Below are 16,498 nucleotides of genomic sequence, written 5' to 3'. Positions count from 1 at the left end.
CTACAGCCGCCAGACCTCGCCCTTCGCCCCGACGTCGCCAAGGGTGTCGGCCACCCAGCCACAGATCTCGGTCGCCACGGCTTGCGCGCCCGCGGGCGGGTTCAGCACGACCATGGCGCAGCCGTTCATCTTCATCGGATTGGTCAGCGGCCGCAGCCGCGCCTCGGCCACCAGCACATCGCCCGACAGTCGACGCAGGAAACCGTCAAAGGTCTCCAGATCCTTGAGCGGCGTCCAGATCGCCACCACCGCCGCCGGATCGGCGCGCGTCACCGCCATCGCTGTCTCCGCCGACCGAACATAGTCGTCGGGCTTCTCGAACGGCGGATCGATCAGCACCAGCGGCGCCTTGACGCCTGTCGCCGTCTCCCGCGCCTGGTCATAGCCGTCGCCCGCCTCGCCCCCGGCGTTCGCAAACCCGGTCAGGGCCTGATCCAGAAGTTCGACCACGGGCGGGTTCAGTTCAAACCCGCGATAGGCGTCCCCGGCCCGCAGCGACCGCGCCACCAGCAGCGGCGACCCCGGATAGAAACGCACTGCATCCCCGCCCGACGCGGAGGCCTCGCCATTCACCGCCCGCACCTCGTCGGCCAGGGCCTGGATCGCAGTCGGCAGCCCCCTGGTCGCCATCAGCCGCATTACCCCGGCCTCGGCCTCTCTGGACCGCACCGCATCGCCGGTCAGATCATACAGCCCGGCCCCCGCGTGGGTGTCGATCACCGTCACCGGCCCCGCCGCCTGACGCGCCTTCAGCAGCCACAGCACCAGGGCGTGCTTGACCAGATCGGCGAAATTTCCGGCATGAAAGCTGTGACGATAGTTCATCCCGCTCCGTCCCGCGCCGAACGATCCGGGTCAAGAGGAACCGGCGCGACCGACAGGCCGTTGCTGTCCGGTCACCGTCGGGACCTGCCCATGTCGTCTGCCCTTGCCGCCACCCTCGTCTCGCCGAACCGGGGGCGGGTCTGATGCCCGACGGGTCCGCACGCATCGCCTCCGATCTCGCCGCCTCCCTGCCCGAGGCCCCTGAAGGGCTCCGCTGGTGCAACGACGAGGGCCCCGGCATCTCGCGTCGGCCCGCCGGCAGGGGGTTCCGCTACATCGACGCCAAAGGCGCCGCAGTGAAGGATGCGAAGAGCCTCGACCGCATCCGGACGCTCGCCATTCCCCCGGCCTGGACCGACGTCTGGATCTGCCCTCTGATGCGCGGCCACATCCAGGCCACCGGCCGCGACCTGCGCGGGCGAAAGCAATACCGGTATCATGCCGACTGGAGCCGCCATGCGGCCGAGTCCAAGTTCGACCGCCTGCCCGCCTTCGCCCGCGCCCTGCCGAAACTCCACGCCCGCGTCGAGGCCGATCTGAACCGACGCGGCGCGACCCGCGAAAAGGTGCTCGCCACCGTGGTGCGCCTGCTGGAGTTGACCCTGATCCGCGTCGGCAACATCGAATACGCCCGCCAGAACCGCTCCTACGGCCTCACCACCCTGAACAAGCGCCACCTCGACATGGACGGCGCGGCCTTGCGCTTCGCCTTCCGGGGCAAGAGCGGCAAGGATCATGAGGTGACCGTCAAGGACCGGCGTCTGGCCGCTGTCGTCCGATCGTTGCGCGACCTGCCCGGTCAGCAGTTGTTCAAGTATCGCGACGCCGACGGCGACCTCTGCCCCGTCACCTCCGATGATGTGAACGCCTATATCCGCGAGGCCATGAGCGAGACCTTCTCGGCCAAGGACTTCCGCACCTGGGCCGCCACCGTCTCGACCGCGCGCGCCCTGAAGGATGCAGGCCTGCCCGACTCGCAAACGGCGGCGAAACGCGAGGTCAATCTGTGCATCCGGGCGGTGGCGGGATTGCTCGGCAACACGCCCACGGTCTGCCGCGCCTCCTACGTCCATCCGCGCGTGCTGGAGATGTACGCGGATGGTCGCCTCGGCGCCTTGCCGGGCTCTACGACAAAAGGATTCGAGATCGCCCTGATCCGGTCGCTTGCGGCAGACGCCTAGGACCCGGCGACCTCAGCCCCCCTTCAGGCCGCCTTGTCCCAGTTCAGCACCACCTTGCCGGACTGACCCGCCTTCATGGCCTCAAAGCCCTCGGCGAACCGCTCATAGCCCATGCGGTGGGTGATCAGCGGCTCCAGGTCCAGCCCGGCCTTCAGCAGGCCCAGCATCTTCCTCCAGGTCGTGAACATCTCGCGCCCATAGACGCCCTTGATGGTCAGGGCCTTCAGGATGATGGCGCCCCAGTCGGTCTCCATCGGCCTGGACGGAATGCCCAGCATGGCCATGCCGCCGCCCATGATCAGGGTGTCGACGCACTGTTTGAAGGCGATCGGCGAACCCGACATCTCCAGCGCCACGTCAAACCCGACCTTGAGGCCCAGCTCGTGCATGACGTCCTTCAGGTCCTCGCGCGTGGTGTTCACCGTCCGCACCCCGGGCGCCACCTTCTGCGCCAGCTCCAGACGGAAGTCGTTGATGTCGGTCAGCACCACGGTCCGCGCGCCGGCGTGACGCGCCACCGCCGCCGCCATCATGCCGATGGGGCCCGCGCCGGTGACCAGCACGTCCTCGCCCAGCAGGTCGAACTGCTGCGCCGTATGCACGGCATTGCCGAACGGATCGAGGATCGAGGCGACATCGTCCGACACGTCATCGGGCAGTTCGATGACGTTGAACGCCGGGGCCACCACGAACTCGGCGAAGGCCCCCTGACGGTTCACCCCGATGCCGCGCGTGTGCGGATCCAGATGGAAATGTCCCGCCCGCGCCGCCTCGGAATTCAGGTCGATCACATGCCCCTCGGCCGAGACCCGCTGGCCGATCTTCAGCGGCCGGTCCACGTCGGACCCCACTGCAACGATCTCGCCGCTGAATTCATGCCCCGTGATCATCGGCGTCGGCACATTCTTCTGGGACCACTCGTCCCAGTTCCAGATGTGGATATCGGTGCCGCACACCGCCGTCCGCTTGACCCGGATCAGCACGTCCTCGGGGCCGGCGACCGGGATCGGCGCGTCGATCAGCTCCAGCCCGGGAACGGGTCCGGTCTTCGCCAGGGCTTTCATGGTCTCGGTCATGCGATCACTCCTAGTTCTCTACCCGCCTGTTTGAACGCGGCGACCGTCTGATCGATGTGGTCAAAGGTGTGGGCCGCCGACATCTGCGTCCGGATTCGCGCCGCGCCGCGCGGCACGACGGGGAAGGAAAACCCGATCACATAGACGCCCAGCTCCAGCATCCGCGCCGCCAGATCCTGGGCCAGTTTGGCATCGCCCAGCATGACCGGAATGATCGGATGTTCGCCGGGCAACAGGTCGAACCCGGCATCCGTCATGGCCATGCGATAGCGATGGGCATTGGCCGAAAGCCGGGTGCGCAGCACGTCGCCCTCTTCGCCTTGCGCAATACGGATGGCCTCCATCGAGGCCCCGCAGATCGAGGGCGCCAGGGCATTGGAAAACAGATAGGGCCGCGCCCGCTGCTTCAGCAGCTGCACCACCGCCGAGGTGGCGCAGATGAACCCGCCCATCGCCCCGCCCAGCGCCTTGCCGAAGGTGCCGGTGACGAAGTCGACCTTGACCCCATGATGGGCGAACGATCCCTTGCCCTGTGGTCCCAGGAACCCCGTGGCGTGGCAGTCGTCGACCATGATCAGGGCGTCGTACCGGTCGGCGAGCACCCGGATTTCATCCAGTCTGGCGATATAGCCGTCCATCGAGAAGGCGCCGTCGGTGGCGATGATGATGTCGCGCGCCCCCGCCGCCCGGGCCTCCTTCAGCCGCGTCTCCAGCTCGTCCATGTCGGAGTTGGCGAAGCGGTAGCGTTTCGCCTTGCACAGCCGGACCCCGTCGATGATCGAGGCGTGGTTCAGACTATCGGAGACGATGGCGTCCTCCTCCCCGAACAGCGGCTCGAACAGGCCGCCGTTGGCGTCGAAGGCGGCGGCGAACAGGATGGCGTCCTCAAACCCCAGATAGTCGGCGATCGACCGCTCCAGCTCCTTGTGAATATCCAGCGTGCCGCAGATGAACCGCACAGAAGCTGTCCCGCCGCCGCGCCGGTCCGACGCCGCATTGGCCGCATCGACGATCCTCTGGTCCCCCGCCAGACCCAGGTAGTTGTTGGCGCAGAAGTTCAGGACCTTGCGCCCGCCGACCTCGATCACCGGCCCCTGCCGCGAGGCGATGACCCGTTCCGGCTTGGTCAGGCCCTGGGCGTCGATTTCGGACAGTTCACGGCTGACGCGGTCGTGGAAAGCGGTCGGCATGGGCCCTCGCGAGTGGCGGTTCAGGCGCGTCGGGTTACGCCGAATCCGCCGGCCACGCCACCCCGCCGCAACAGGGATACGCTGTCCGCGAGCCCGGCGTCGGCCTGAAGCCTCAGCGCGCCGGCGTCGTCTTCGGGATATAGAGCGGGCCGATCCTCACGCGCCCGCCGCACGGAGCCAGCGCCTGGGCGATGTCGAGAGGCGCCCCTCCGGTCCCGATCCGGACCTGGACCCGGGCCGCATCCGGACAAACCGTCTCGCCCCCGGCCTCGTTCGGCACGACGTTCCAGGCCATGTCGAACCAGGCGCCGCCTCCCGGCTCCAGAGTCGTCGGCACAGGCGCGGAATTGGCGTTGAAATAGTTGCCCGGATTCTGTTCGGCCGCGACCGATGGCAGCGGCGCGCCCGTCGAATCCAGCAGGCGGATCTCCGGATAGCCCGATACCATGCAGGCCACCGGTCCATTGTTGCGGACGGCGAAGGTCGTCACGCGATTGCCCATGCCGGCGTCGCCCCCGACGACGGTCAGCCCCAGTTGACCATTCGAACAGGGCGGGGGCGTCTCCGGCGCCGGCGCCGGTCGACGGCACTGTTCCACAGGCACGGCAACGGCGTCGGGGCCCGAGGTCAGTCGGCTCAGGGTGGCGATTTCGTCCCTGCCCTGTGTGGCCGTGCGCCATTCCAGCCCGGCTCCGACGTAACGGGCGCCGCTTGCAGAGGCGGTCGTGGTCAGACTCCGGCTCCTGCCTTCATAGGTCAATCGGGCCGTGGCGCCGTCAGGGTAGGCGACCTCAACGCTGCGACCACTGTCACAGAGATAGGCGACCCGAGGGCCGGCCATGGCGGGCGCCTGCGCGACGGGCCCGGCTGGGGGAGCCTCCGGAGCCGCCTCGGGCTCGGCTGAACAGGCCGTGACCATGGCGGCGGCCGTCGTCGCGAGGGCGGCGTAAACCCGGGCCGTGAGAATCGTCTGGCGCATCTGGATCTCCTGCCAGTTCAAACGCACGGCGGCGCTAACGGCTCCGCTTCCGGATTCGATCCATGGCATCCTGGCCGATATGGGCGATGCCCTTGCGATCGGCGATCGTCACCTGGCGCTGTCGCTCGGCATAGGCGGCGCGACGGTCCTCTGTCCGTTCATCCGCACAGCGGTCACAGGCCACGCCCTCGACAAATCGCGGCGACCGTCGCCCCGCCTCACTCACCGGCCTGCGGCAGGCGCGACACAGGCTGTGCGAGCCGGGCTTCAGACCGTGGCCGACCGCGACGCGCTCGTCGAAGACGAAACACTCGCCGTCCCACAGACTCCCGGCCTCGGGCACGGTCTCGAGGTAGCGCAGGATTCCGCCCTGCAGGTGATAGACATCCGGCACGCCCTCGGCCTTCAGCAGGGCGGTCGCCTTCTCGCAGCGAATGCCGCCGGTGCAGTACATGGCGACGCGCGTGGCGCCGCGCTCGGCCATCAGCGCCCGCCCCTCGGTTGCGAACCAGGCGGGAAAGTCCCGAAAGCTGGCGGTGTCGGGCTGGACGGCGTGGGCGAAGGCGCCGATCTCGCCCTCATAGCCATTGCGCGTGTCGATCACGAGCGTCCCGGGGTCGGAGATCAGGGCGTTCCAGTCCTGACCGGCCACATAGGCGCCGACGTCATTGACCGGGTCGATGTCGGGCCGGCCGAGGGTCACGATCTCGGCCTTGACGCGGACCTTCAGCCGGAGGAACGGCGGTTCGGCCGCGCGGGAGTATTTGACCTCCAGTTCGGCGAACCCGGGCCGGGAGCGGATGGCGGTCAACACCCGGGCGACGCCGGCGTCGGACCCCGCGATCGTTCCGTTTATTCCCTCGTGGGCGATCAAAAGGGTGCCGCGCACATCGACGTCCCGGGCGACGGCTTCAAGGGCGTCGCGCCAGGCCCTTGGCTCCGCGACCGGGGCGAACCGGTAAAGCGCCGCCACCTGGAAGGGGCCGTCGGGGTTTGCGGATGCGGGCGTTGCGGTCATCGGCCGGTTATAGCGGGTCTAGGGCTGATTGCCGCACGCGCGGTCCCGGACAGACGAAAAACCCGCCGACTTGCGTCAGGCGGGTTTTCAGATCTTGGGTGCGGGAGCAGGATTTGAACCTGCGACCTTCAGGTTATGAGCCTGACGAGCTACCGGGCTGCTCCATCCCGCGGCAAACGGTAGTGTGAAGGAAGACTGTTCGAGAGAACCAGGCGATGTCCGCGCAAAGGCTGGACAACCTGGATAATGCAAAACCCTCTATCCGCTTGGTAGACCCGGCGGCGACCTACTCTCCCGCGCCTTGAGACGAAGTACCATTGGCTCTGGAGGGCTTAACGACCGAGTTCGGAATGGGATCGGGTGGGGAACCTCCGACATAGCCACCAGGTCAACCAAGCGGATAGGGGGATTTGCGAGAAGACATTGTCGTATTCGAAAAATCGAATGAGTTTTGCTGAGAAACGATCAAACCGATCGGATTATTAGTACCAGTAAGCTTCATGGGTCGCCCCACTTCCACACCTGGCCTATCAACGTGGTAGTCTTCCACGATCCTCAGCGAAGCCTTGTTTTGAGGTTAGTTTCCCGCTTAGATGCTTTCAGCGGTTATCTATTCCATACTTAGCTACCCTGCTGCACAGCTGGCGCCATGACAGGTCCACCAGAGGTATGTCCATCCCGGTCCTCTCGTACTAGGGACAGATCCTCTCAAGCTTCGAACACCCACGGCAGATAGGGACCAAACTGTCTCACGACGTTCTGAACCCAGCTCACGTACCACTTTAATCGGCGAACAGCCGAACCCTTGGGACCTGCTCCAGCCCCAGGATGTGATGAGCCGACATCGAGGTGCCAAACTTTGCCGTCGATATGGACTCTTGGGCAAAATCAGCCTGTTATCCCTAGAGTACCTTTTATCCGTTGAGCGATGGCCCTTCCACGCGGGACCACCGGATCACTATGGCCGACTTTCGTCTCTGCTCGACTTGTCAGTCTCGCAGTCAGGCGGGCTTATGCCATTGCACTCGACGACCGATTTCCGACCGGTCTGAGCCCACCATCGCGCGCCTCCGTTACACTTTAGGAGGCGACCGCCCCAGTCAAACTACCCACCACGCCATGTCCCGGGACCGGATAACGGCCCTCGGTTAGACGTCAACGACAGTAAGGGTGGTATTTCAAGGATGGCTCCACCAGAGCTGGCGCCCCGGTTTCATAGCCTCCCACCTATCCTACACATACGGTCGCTAACGCCAAGGCGAAGCTATAGTAAAGGTTCATAGGGTCTTTCCGTCTGACCGCGGGAACCCCGCATCTTCACGGGGAATTCAATTTCACTGAGCCTATGCTGGAGACAGTGGGGAAGTCGTTACGCCATTCGTGCAGGTCGGAACTTACCCGACAAGGAATTTCGCTACCTTAGGACCGTTATAGTTACGGCCGCCGTTTACCTGGGCTTCAGTTCGTCGCTTTCACAACTCCCTTTAACCTTCAGGCACCGGGCAGGCGTCAGACCCTATACGTCGCATTGCTGCTTCGCAGAGCCCTGTGTTTTTGCTAAACAGTCGCTACCCCCTGGCTTGTGCCACTCTCACCTGGTTGCCCAAGGAGAGTCACGCTTATTCCGAAGTTACGCGTGCAATTTGCCGAGTTCCTTCAGCATAGTTCTCTCAAACGCCTTGGTATACTCTACCTGACCACCTGTGTCGGTTTCGGGTACGGTCTCTGCTGGAGTTATTTCCAGGGACAACGCCACCGCCGGGAGCAATCCAATAAGCCCCGACGACTTATGCCATCCGTCACTTCCAGCTGGTGCAGGAATATTTACCTGCTTCCCATCGACTACGCTTTTCAGCCTCGCCTTAGGGGCCGACTAACCCTGCGCAGATTAGCTTTACGCAGGAACCCTTGGTCTTTCGGCGGGAGTGTCTCTCACACTCCTATCGTTACTCATGTCAGCATTCTCACTTCCGATACCTCCAGCCAGGCTCACGCCTGACCTTCACCGGCTTACGGAACGCTCCGCTACCGCATGCACAAAGTGCACACCCATATCTTCGGCGACTGGCTTGAGCCCCGTTACATTTTCCGCGCAGGATCGCTTGATCAGTGAGCTGTTACGCTTTCTTTAAAGGATGGCTGCTTCTAAGCCAACCTCCTGATTGTCAAAGCAATCCCACATCGTTTCCCACTTAGCCAGTACTTGGGGGCCTTAGATGATGGTTAGGGTTGTTTCCCTTTTCACGACGGACGTTAGCACCCGCCGTGTGTCTGCCCGATAGTTCTCTTGGGTATTCGGAGTTTGGTTAGTATTGGTACCGCTCGCGCAGCCCGCAACCATCCAGTGCTCTACCCCCCAAGGAATTCGTCGGACGCTCTACCTAAATAGATTTCGCGGAGAACCAGCTATGTCTAGGTTTGATTGGCCTTTCACCCCTATCCACAAGTCATCCCAGAATTTTTCAACATTCACGGGTTCGGACCTCCAGTTGGTGTTACCCAACCTTCATCCTGCTCATGGATAGATCACCTAGTTTCGGGTCGTCATACGTCGAACTTAGCGCCCTATTCAGACTCGCTTTCGCTGCGCCTACACCTAACGGCTTAAGCTTGCTCGACACATGAAGTCGCTGACCCATTATACAAAAGGTACGCCGTCACCCCGCTTGGGGGCTCCGGCTGCTTGTAGGCTTCCGATTTCAGGATCTGTTTCACTCCCCTTGTCGGGGTGCTTTTCACCTTTCCCTCACGGTACTTGTTCACTATCGGTCGTAGAGGAGTACTTAGGCTTGGAGGGTGGTCCCCCCATGTTCAGACAGGATTTCACGTGTCCCGCCCTACTCGAGTCTCTTGCTATTTGACGCCTACGGGGCTTTCACCCGCTATGGCCGACCTTTCCAGATCGTTCGGCTTTATATCACAAGAGCACTGGCCTGGTCCCGGTTCGCTCGCCACTACTACGGGAGTCTCGGTTGATGTCCTTTCCTCCGGGTACTGAGATGTTTCAGTTCCCCGGGTTTGCTTAATGAACCCTATGTATTCAGGTCATTATACCTTTGAACGATCCGCCAATCCGTACCCTCCCGAGGGAGAGCAAAGTTGGAAGACCGTAAAGGTGGGTTTCCCCATTCGGAAATAACCGGATCAAAGGGTGCTAGCGCCTCCCCGGTTCTTATCGCAGCTTGCCACGTCCTTCATCGCCTCTCTACGCCAAGGCATCCGTCAGAAGCCCTTCAACGTTTGATCGTTTCTCAGCAAAACTCATGCAGGGATGATCCAGCCGACTGGAAAGAAATGCCGGCGGGTCCCTGCCTGATTTTTGTCAGACAATGTCTTCTCTCGAACGGATCCTGAAAGCCTATGAACAGGCCGGATCAATTCTTCCTTCACAATATCAATGCCGTCGGCTGCAAGGCAGCCGGGGCAATCTCTTGATGCGATCAACGAGGCCCAACATGGTGGGCGCCTGGTGGAGCCAGACGGATTCGAACCGACGACATCCTGCTTGCAAAGCAGGCGCTCTACCAACTGAGCTATGGCCCCGTTCTACAGGAGAACAGTGCGAAGCCCAGGAGAGCTGTCGGTTACGCGTCGTGCGCAGTCCAGCTGAGCTGGCCAGCCTGTAAGGGCTGGTAGGCCCGGGCAGACTCGAACTGCCGACCTTACGCTTATCAGGCGTACGCTCTAACCAGGCTGAGCTACGGGCCTATGGCCGCACGACAGCCTGAAACCAGGCTCGCGATCGCACACATCAACACGCCGGCCAGATGCCGAACGCCTCGATGTGCGAAATAGGAAAGAGAAACGGAGACGGCGGCGCCCCGCAGTTTATTGGAGTTCCAATAGACAGCCTCGTGAGAGACAGCCTGGAGGAACATCCTTAGAAAGGAGGTGATCCAGCCGCAGGTTCCCCTACGGCTACCTTGTTACGACTTCACCCCAGTCGCTGACCCTACCGTGGTCGACTGCCTCCTTGCGGTTAGCGCATCGCCTTCGGGTAGAACCAACTCCCATGGTGTGACGGGCGGTGTGTACAAGGCCCGGGAACGTATTCACCGCGGCATGCTGATCCGCGATTACTAGCGATTCCAACTTCATGCCCTCGAGTTGCAGAGGACAATCCGAACTGAGACGACTTTTAAGGATTAACCCTCTGTAGTCGCCATTGTAGCACGTGTGTAGCCCACCCTGTAAGGGCCATGAGGACTTGACGTCATCCCCACCTTCCTCCGGCTTAGCACCGGCAGTCCCATTAGAGTTCCCAACTAAATGATGGCAACTAATGGCGAGGGTTGCGCTCGTTGCGGGACTTAACCCAACATCTCACGACACGAGCTGACGACAGCCATGCAGCACCTGTGTCCTAGTCCCCGAAGGGAAAGCCAGATCTCTCTGGCGGTCCAGGCATGTCAAAAGGTGGTAAGGTTCTGCGCGTTGCTTCGAATTAAACCACATGCTCCACCGCTTGTGCGGGCCCCCGTCAATTCCTTTGAGTTTTAATCTTGCGACCGTACTCCCCAGGCGGATTGCTTAATGCGTTAGCTGCGTCACCGAGATGTAAACATCCCGACAACTAGCAATCATCGTTTACGGCGTGGACTACCAGGGTATCTAATCCTGTTTGCTCCCCACGCTTTCGAGCCTCAGCGTCAGTAATGAGCCAGTATGTCGCCTTCGCCACTGGTGTTCTTCCGAATATCTACGAATTTCACCTCTACACTCGGAGTTCCACATACCTCTCTCACACTCAAGACACCCAGTATCAAAGGCAATTCCGAGGTTGAGCCCCGGGATTTCACCCCTGACTTAAATGTCCGCCTACGCTCCCTTTACGCCCAGTAATTCCGAGCAACGCTAGCCCCCTTCGTATTACCGCGGCTGCTGGCACGAAGTTAGCCGGGGCTTCTTCTCCGGGTACCGTCATTATCGTCCCCGGTGAAAGAATTTTACAATCCTAAGACCTTCATCATTCACGCGGCATGGCTGCGTCAGGCTTTCGCCCATTGCGCAAGATTCCCCACTGCTGCCTCCCGTAGGAGTTTGGGCCGTGTCTCAGTCCCAATGTGGCTGATCATCCTCTCAGACCAGCTACTGATCGTAGCCTTGGTAGTCCATTACACTACCAACTAGCTAATCAGACGCGGGCCGCTCTAATGGCGATAAATCTTTCCCCCGAAGGGCACATTCGGTATTAGCACAAGTTTCCCTGAGTTATTCCGAACCAAAAGGCACGTTCCCACGTGTTACTCACCCGTCCGCCACTAACTCCGAAGAGTTCGTTCGACTTGCATGTGTTAGGCCTGCCGCCAGCGTTCGCTCTGAGCCAGGATCAAACTCTCAGGTTGAGTTGACTTCTGACCTAAGCTTAGACAGTCCGAAGACCGTCTGGCATTAGTTCTACGTATTCTTGACGAGAACCACTTCGGTCGACCCGAGGGCCAACCGACATGGTTGTATCTTTTCAAAAAGACCGCAGATGTCAGTGTCGATAAACAGTTCCGAAGAACTGTCGCTAGGACACCGCCGCCTGCGTTTCTCTTTCCAGATCAACGATTTCAAAGACCAGGACCGGAAGAACCGGACCCCACTGTTTTGCGCCGGTGGTCGGCGGAGGCGGCGATGTAGTCGCCTCGGTATTCCGTGTCAAGCGGTTCTTTTCAGAAGAACCTCTTTTCCGCGGCCCCATCCGGAGATGGGTGAGGCGCGGTGTTTAGCGCCTCATTTTCCTGCGTCAAGTGGTTCTTTTTAAAGAAGAACCTCTGTGTTCAGGTCCGCCCCGGAGGGCGGCGGAGGCGGCTTCCTAAAGAAGGCCGATCTCCGTGTCAACCGGGCTTTTCAGCCATTTTGCAGAGGAGAAAACCGAGGCTTTCAAGACCGCAAAAAATCGCCCGAGGGAGCCGGAGCCCTCCCCGTTTCGTTACCGAGGCGATTCGATTGGAGCGCGGAGACTATGTCGACTGCGTTACGAAAGCAAGAAGTTTTTGACTTCCTTCTTCCGGTGGGCCCCGGTGACTTTTCAGTCCCCGTGGGCCCGGCGGCCAGCCCGTCTCCGAGCGAGGCGGCGATATACGAACCGGCTTCCGAGTCCGCAAGCGGCTTTTTCGTGACCGGCGAAGATTCTCGCGGACTCCTGAAATCTCACCGCTGTGAGGGACGATATGGCGGCCTTCAGCCCGCAATATAGGTTCGCAGGCTCTCGGCCTCCTGGCGGGCCTCCTGGATATGGCATTTGACCACATCCCCAATGGAGATGACGCCGGCCAGACGATCGTCCCGCATCACCGGCAGGTGACGGATCCGGCGATCTGTCATCCGCTCCATCAGCATATCCGCCGTCTCGTTCAGCTGGGCGAACACCACCCTGGCCGTCATATGCTCGGAGACCGGGGCGTCGAGACCTTCGGCGCCGCGATCGGCGACGACACGCACCACATCACGCTCCGACAATATCCCGACGACCTGATCGCCGTCACATACGACCAGTGCGCCGACCCGGTGTCTTTGCAACTCGGCGCAGGCCTCTGTCAGGGTGATGGCGGGGCTGATCGTATAGACCGCGTCGCCCTTGCCCCGGATGATCTCGGATACAAGCATCTGTGTTCCTCTCCTGAGAATGGAGCGGACCACGCCGGGCCTCTGGTGGGCCGTTCGCGACCGCCGCAGCCACAGGATCACCCAGACCGGCCCGGGGCGCAAATCCTCTGTGCCCCGGGATCGCCGGGATCCGGTCAGGCGCGACCTTTGTGGCCGCCAAACCGCCGGGCCAGCGGACCGATCAACAGCAGGCCGGCCAGATAGCCGAAGGCATGCGCCTCCCAGGCGATGCCGACCGACCCGTCGCCGGGCGCCACCACCCCCGGCGCGATGTTCAGCAAACCCGTCACCAGATTGATGGTCAGCAGGGCCAGACTGGTCGTCACCACCAGCCGATCGGTCAACGGCCTCACCCTGCCCGGCGATCGCATCAGCCGCACAGCGCCGCCCAGCAGGCCAAAGGCGGCGCCCGACGCCCCCACCACCCCGACCGTGCTGTGAAGTTGCATCAGCCCAAGACCCAGCAACCCGACGACATGACACACAATATAATAGGCGAAAAACACCATGCCGCCCCGGAGGCCGGGAAACAGCCTCGCCACCGGCGATCCGACCGCCAGGATGAAGACCGCATTGAGCAGGGCGTGGCCCCAGTTTCCGTGCAGCAGCCCGGCCGTCAGAATCTCCGGCCACCAGCCTCCGTCGACCAGCATGAATGGCCGGAAGGCCCAGACCTCCCCCAAACCCGGCATCAGGGTCTGCAGAAAATACAGCACCGGAATCGAGGCCGCGATCAGGACGGGGGCCAGCGGGGCGTTGATCAGCCGTTCGCGCGGGGGTTGAAGCGGGCCGGGCGCGGAGGTGCTCATGGCGATCAAATGCGCACCGCTAACCACAATCTCAAGCGGTTCTTAATATCCATCTCCCATTTTGGCACGCGGGTTGCTTGTCGACCCGTGACTTGGGTTTGGGTTGGGAGTACCGCCATGACGTGTGCGAATTGGATGCAGAAGGCCGTCAAGGCCGCTGTTCCGGCCGGATTCTGCCTGACGGCGATGGCCTTCGCCGGCATGGCGCAGGCCCAGACGGCCGGCTCGACCGGCCTTGCCCAGTTCCAGGCCGGCTATGGCGGTTCGCGCTACACCACCGCCCAGTCCCAGACCGGGTCGACGCGCGACGCCAATGGCAACCGCCTGATCGTGGACGGCGTCATCCAGGCCGGGGCCTCAAGCTATTCCAGCCGCACCTCCGGCGTGTCCTCCTCCTATTCGGGATCGGGCTCGACCAGCGGCAACGGCACGAACATCGGCGGCGCCACCGCCATCGGCAACAGTCTGAACGTCGTGGTTCAGGGCAATCGCAACACCGTCATCGTCAACTCGCGACAGACCAACAACGGAAACATCACCGCCGGCACGGTGCTGAACGGGACGCTGGACCTCAATGATTAAACCCATGCATCTGGGCCGCATCGGCGCGGCGGCGGCACTGGCCGTCTCGACCCTGCTCGCCGGCTGCGGCGGCACGGGCGTCGCCGGCTCCAACGGCCTGTACGCCACGCCCATCGGCAATGCGCCGGTCACAGCCAATCCGACGCCCTATTCCACAGCCCTGTACTGCATGGCGGACTACGCCCGGCGCTACAACCTGCCCTCCCCCCGCATCGCGGTGGGCCGGATCAGCGACTACACCGGCACGATCGCCGCCGACGGCGGGCGTCAGGTGACCCAGGGCGGCTCGCTCATGGCCTATTCGGCCCTCGCCAAGGCCGGCGCCCATCTGGTGGAGCGCTACGACACCTCGATTTCGGAGTTGGAACTCCGCTACGCCAACAACAAGCTGATCGGCGATCAGGCGACGGGGGATCCGGCGGACCCCGGATATCGCCGCATCCTGGCCGGCCAGGTGCCGGGCTCGGATTTCTACCTTGTCGGCGGCATCACCGAGGTCAACTACAACATCCGCTCCGGCGGCTTCGACATCGGCCAGGGCGAGATCAACAGCGACCGTGGCGGCTCCACCCTGTTGCAACGCAAGGTGTTCGTCATGAACATCGCCCTGGACATGCGACTGGTCCAGACGACGACCATGGAAGTGGTCGACGTCATTTCCTACCAGAAGCAGGTCGTGGGCAAGGAAATCTCGGCCGGGGTCTTCGACTTCCTCGACGGCAATGTTTTCGACATCTCGGCCGGCACCGGCGGGATGGAGCCGGTTCAGCTGGCGGTGCGGGCGCTCATCGAACGCGCGACGCTTGAGATGATGGCCAACCTCTACGGCGCGCCCGGCCCCCAGATCTGCCTCGACTCTGCTCGCGACCCCCTGGGGCCCGTCGGCCCGACCGGCGGCTACTACCCCGCCTACGCCAATACGGATCAGAACAATGGCCAGACTCGCGCAGAACCCAATCGCTGGAATTCTGGTCGCGATCGCGACGTGCGGCGCAGCCGCTACTGAAGCCCTGGCCCAGGACGGCTCCAACGTCCTGAACAACCAGCTTCAACTTGGCGACGTCATCTCGGGCGTCACGCTCAACGTCGAGACGACCTCTGATCAGGTGACGGTGTCCAATGCCGCCACGGGAAACACCGTGTCCGGCGTGGTGGAGGGCGGTTCCGTCTCGTTCCGCAACATCCAGCACATGAACGGCGACGTTCGTGCGGTGACCACCCCCTCCCCGGGCGGCGGCGAGATCGGCGGCGTGGTCAACGCCACCACCCAGGCCAATGGAAACTACACGGCGGCCGGCGCCTATGGCGGCCAGATGGTCATCGATTCGGACCAGCGCGTCGGTCCCGGCGAGATCGAGGCCTCGACCCGCATTACCGGCGGCACGGTGCGCCTGCTGAACGGCGCCTATGTCAATGCGGCCGCCAACGGCAACGTCATGGCCCTGGGCGGCCAGAACACCCATGTCGCGGGCGCCGTGCACCAGTTGAACGAGGCCTCCGTACGCGCCTCGAACCTGGCCGAGACCCGCTACATCCCGGCCGAAGCCGTGTTCCAGAGCCAGGCCATCGGCAATGCGACCGCCTCGAACGGCACGGGCGCCTCCAGCCATGACCTCTATGTCGGCCAGCGGTCGACCGGCGGCGTCATAGTCGCCGACACCAGCGCCAATGCCGGCAATGCCTGGGATCTCAGCGGCCGCGCCGCCGCCACCGCCAACCAGGCCGTCATCGCCAATGCCGGCGGCTCGGTCGTGGCCCGCACGCAGCAGGAAAACTTCTCGGGGGTACAGTCGACCTCGGTTGTGACCAGCTATGACTATGGCGTCGCCCGCAGTTCCGCCCAGGGGGCTGGCAACGCCGTCTCGGTCGGCAACAACGACCTGTATCTCCAGCTCGACAATGACCAGATCAACTCGGGCGGGGTCGAGGTGCGCGCCAGCTTCGCCGGAACCAACGGCTATGACGCCTATGTCTCGGCCGAGGCGGTCGGCAACACGGTGACCGGATACGCCTGCGCCCAGTGCCAGGGCTCGATGGAGATCACCAACCGTCAGGTGAACGATGGCGCGGTCTCCGCCACCGCCAACACCGCCGTCTATGGTCAGGGCCGGGCGGTGATCACGGGTTCGAACGCCGTCGGCAACGCCGCGACCTTCTACGTCTCGCGGCCCGGCTCCGGGAACTAGGCGCCGGCCCGGGCGACAGCCTGCCGCAACACCGTTCCCGCGATTTCGCTGGAGGCGC

Annotated in this window: 11 protein-coding genes, 3 tRNA genes and 3 rRNA genes; 4 read left to right on the top strand and 13 right to left on the bottom strand. The window is 63.0% G+C overall.

The features are described from left to right. Positions 1 to 825 (bottom strand): 23S rRNA (adenine(2030)-N(6))-methyltransferase RlmJ, encoded by an 825-nt coding sequence (gene rlmJ / locus ACW17W_RS04045; RefSeq protein ID WP_492079460.1) that lies wholly within the window; start codon positions 823 to 825, stop codon positions 1 to 3. Positions 826 to 968: 143 nt separating this feature from the next. Between rlmJ and ACW17W_RS04040 the strand changes: the two genes are divergently transcribed. Then, entirely contained in the window at positions 969 to 2,006 is a 1,038-nt protein-coding gene (locus ACW17W_RS04040; protein WP_492079459.1) for a DNA topoisomerase IB, read from the top strand. Positions 2,007 to 2,029: 23 nt separating this feature from the next. Here ACW17W_RS04040 and tdh read toward each other — a convergent pair whose 3' ends face one another. The 12 genes from tdh to ACW17W_RS03980 all read right to left on the bottom strand — a co-directional run bounded on the left by tdh (position 2,030) and on the right by ACW17W_RS03980 (position 13,672). After that, positions 2,030 to 3,082, bottom strand: coding sequence for an L-threonine 3-dehydrogenase (tdh, locus tag ACW17W_RS04035; protein ID WP_492079458.1), 1,053 nt, complete (start codon positions 3,080 to 3,082; stop codon positions 2,030 to 2,032). After that, on the bottom strand, positions 3,079 to 4,272 hold the full coding sequence (locus ACW17W_RS04030; protein ID WP_492079457.1) for a glycine C-acetyltransferase: 1,194 nt from the start codon (positions 4,270 to 4,272) through the stop codon (positions 3,079 to 3,081). The genes tdh and ACW17W_RS04030 overlap by 4 nt, the downstream gene beginning before the upstream one ends. Positions 4,273 to 4,384: 112 nt before the next feature. Next, positions 4,385 to 5,251 (bottom strand): DUF4232 domain-containing protein, encoded by an 867-nt coding sequence (locus tag ACW17W_RS04025; RefSeq protein WP_492079456.1) that lies wholly within the window; start codon positions 5,249 to 5,251, stop codon positions 4,385 to 4,387. 34 nt (positions 5,252 to 5,285) lie between these two features. After that, positions 5,286 to 6,269, bottom strand: coding sequence for an oxygen-dependent tRNA uridine(34) hydroxylase TrhO (trhO, locus tag ACW17W_RS04020; protein ID WP_492079455.1), 984 nt, complete (start codon positions 6,267 to 6,269; stop codon positions 5,286 to 5,288). A gap of 95 nt (positions 6,270 to 6,364) precedes the next feature. Further along, positions 6,365 to 6,441 (bottom strand) — tRNA-Met (locus ACW17W_RS04015). Between the two features lie 101 nt (positions 6,442 to 6,542). Then, positions 6,543 to 6,657 (bottom strand): 5S ribosomal RNA (gene rrf, locus ACW17W_RS04010). A gap of 73 nt (positions 6,658 to 6,730) precedes the next feature. Further along, a 23S ribosomal RNA gene (locus tag ACW17W_RS04005) occupies positions 6,731 to 9,515 on the bottom strand. A 221-nt stretch (positions 9,516 to 9,736) separates the two neighbouring features. After that, positions 9,737 to 9,812, bottom strand: a tRNA-Ala gene (locus ACW17W_RS04000). An 87-nt stretch (positions 9,813 to 9,899) separates the two neighbouring features. Continuing rightward, positions 9,900 to 9,977, bottom strand: a tRNA-Ile gene (locus ACW17W_RS03995). Between the two features lie 176 nt (positions 9,978 to 10,153). Continuing rightward, positions 10,154 to 11,614: ribosomal RNA gene (locus ACW17W_RS03990) — 16S ribosomal RNA — on the bottom strand. The 16S, 23S and 5S rRNA genes sit together here with 3 tRNA genes alongside, the layout of an rRNA operon. An 823-nt stretch (positions 11,615 to 12,437) precedes the next feature. Then, positions 12,438 to 12,863 carry a CBS domain-containing protein gene (locus ACW17W_RS03985; protein ID WP_492079454.1) on the bottom strand — a complete coding sequence of 142 codons (426 nt, stop codon included), beginning with the start codon at positions 12,861 to 12,863 and terminating at the stop codon, positions 12,438 to 12,440. Positions 12,864 to 12,997: 134 nt separating this feature from the next. Then, a complete protein-coding gene (locus ACW17W_RS03980) occupies positions 12,998 to 13,672 on the bottom strand; it encodes a rhomboid family intramembrane serine protease (protein WP_492079453.1) in 675 nt (224 codons plus the stop codon). 117 nt (positions 13,673 to 13,789) lie between these two features. Between ACW17W_RS03980 and hfaA the strand changes: the two genes are divergently transcribed. From hfaA to hfaD, 3 genes are read left to right on the top strand one after another with little or no spacing between them, the layout of a single operon-like run. Then, on the top strand, positions 13,790 to 14,254 hold the full coding sequence (hfaA, locus tag ACW17W_RS03975; protein WP_492079452.1) for a holdfast anchoring protein HfaA: 465 nt from the start codon (positions 13,790 to 13,792) through the stop codon (positions 14,252 to 14,254). A 4-nt stretch (positions 14,255 to 14,258) separates the two neighbouring features. Next, the gene (gene hfaB, locus ACW17W_RS03970) at positions 14,259 to 15,260 is read left to right on the top strand and encodes a holdfast anchoring protein HfaB (RefSeq protein WP_492080250.1); all 1,002 of its coding nucleotides are present in this window, start codon (positions 14,259 to 14,261) and stop codon (positions 15,258 to 15,260) included. Further along, the gene (gene hfaD, locus ACW17W_RS03965) at positions 15,187 to 16,440 is read left to right on the top strand and encodes a holdfast anchor protein HfaD (protein ID WP_492079451.1); all 1,254 of its coding nucleotides are present in this window, start codon (positions 15,187 to 15,189) and stop codon (positions 16,438 to 16,440) included. The genes hfaB and hfaD overlap by 74 nt, the downstream gene beginning before the upstream one ends. Positions 16,441 to 16,498 lie beyond the last annotated feature (58 nt).

The organism is Brevundimonas sp. FV1ye29L (assembly GCF_058681095.1).
This window is presented reverse-complemented; position numbering and strand designations above follow the sequence as displayed.

What these genes read in the sequence shown, in the direction of transcription:
- rlmJ (WP_492079460.1), bottom strand. Translation starts at nt 825, where the DNA reads ATGAACTATCGTCACAGCTTTCATGCCGGAAATTTCGCCGATCTGGTC.
- ACW17W_RS04040 (WP_492079459.1), top strand. Translation starts at nt 969, where the DNA reads ATGCCCGACGGGTCCGCACGCATCGCCTCCGATCTCGCCGCCTCCCTG.
- tdh (WP_492079458.1), bottom strand. Translation starts at nt 3,082, where the DNA reads ATGACCGAGACCATGAAAGCCCTGGCGAAGACCGGACCCGTTCCCGGG.
- ACW17W_RS04030 (WP_492079457.1), bottom strand. Translation starts at nt 4,272, where the DNA reads ATGCCGACCGCTTTCCACGACCGCGTCAGCCGTGAACTGTCCGAAATC.
- ACW17W_RS04025 (WP_492079456.1), bottom strand. Translation starts at nt 5,251, where the DNA reads ATGCGCCAGACGATTCTCACGGCCCGGGTTTACGCCGCCCTCGCGACG.
- trhO (WP_492079455.1), bottom strand. Translation starts at nt 6,269, where the DNA reads ATGACCGCAACGCCCGCATCCGCAAACCCCGACGGCCCCTTCCAGGTG.
- ACW17W_RS03985 (WP_492079454.1), bottom strand. Translation starts at nt 12,863, where the DNA reads ATGCTTGTATCCGAGATCATCCGGGGCAAGGGCGACGCGGTCTATACG.
- ACW17W_RS03980 (WP_492079453.1), bottom strand. Translation starts at nt 13,672, where the DNA reads ATGAGCACCTCCGCGCCCGGCCCGCTTCAACCCCCGCGCGAACGGCTG.
- hfaA (WP_492079452.1), top strand. Translation starts at nt 13,790, where the DNA reads ATGACGTGTGCGAATTGGATGCAGAAGGCCGTCAAGGCCGCTGTTCCG.
- hfaB (WP_492080250.1), top strand. Translation starts at nt 14,259, where the DNA reads ATGCATCTGGGCCGCATCGGCGCGGCGGCGGCACTGGCCGTCTCGACC.
- hfaD (WP_492079451.1), top strand. Translation starts at nt 15,187, where the DNA reads ATGGCCAGACTCGCGCAGAACCCAATCGCTGGAATTCTGGTCGCGATC.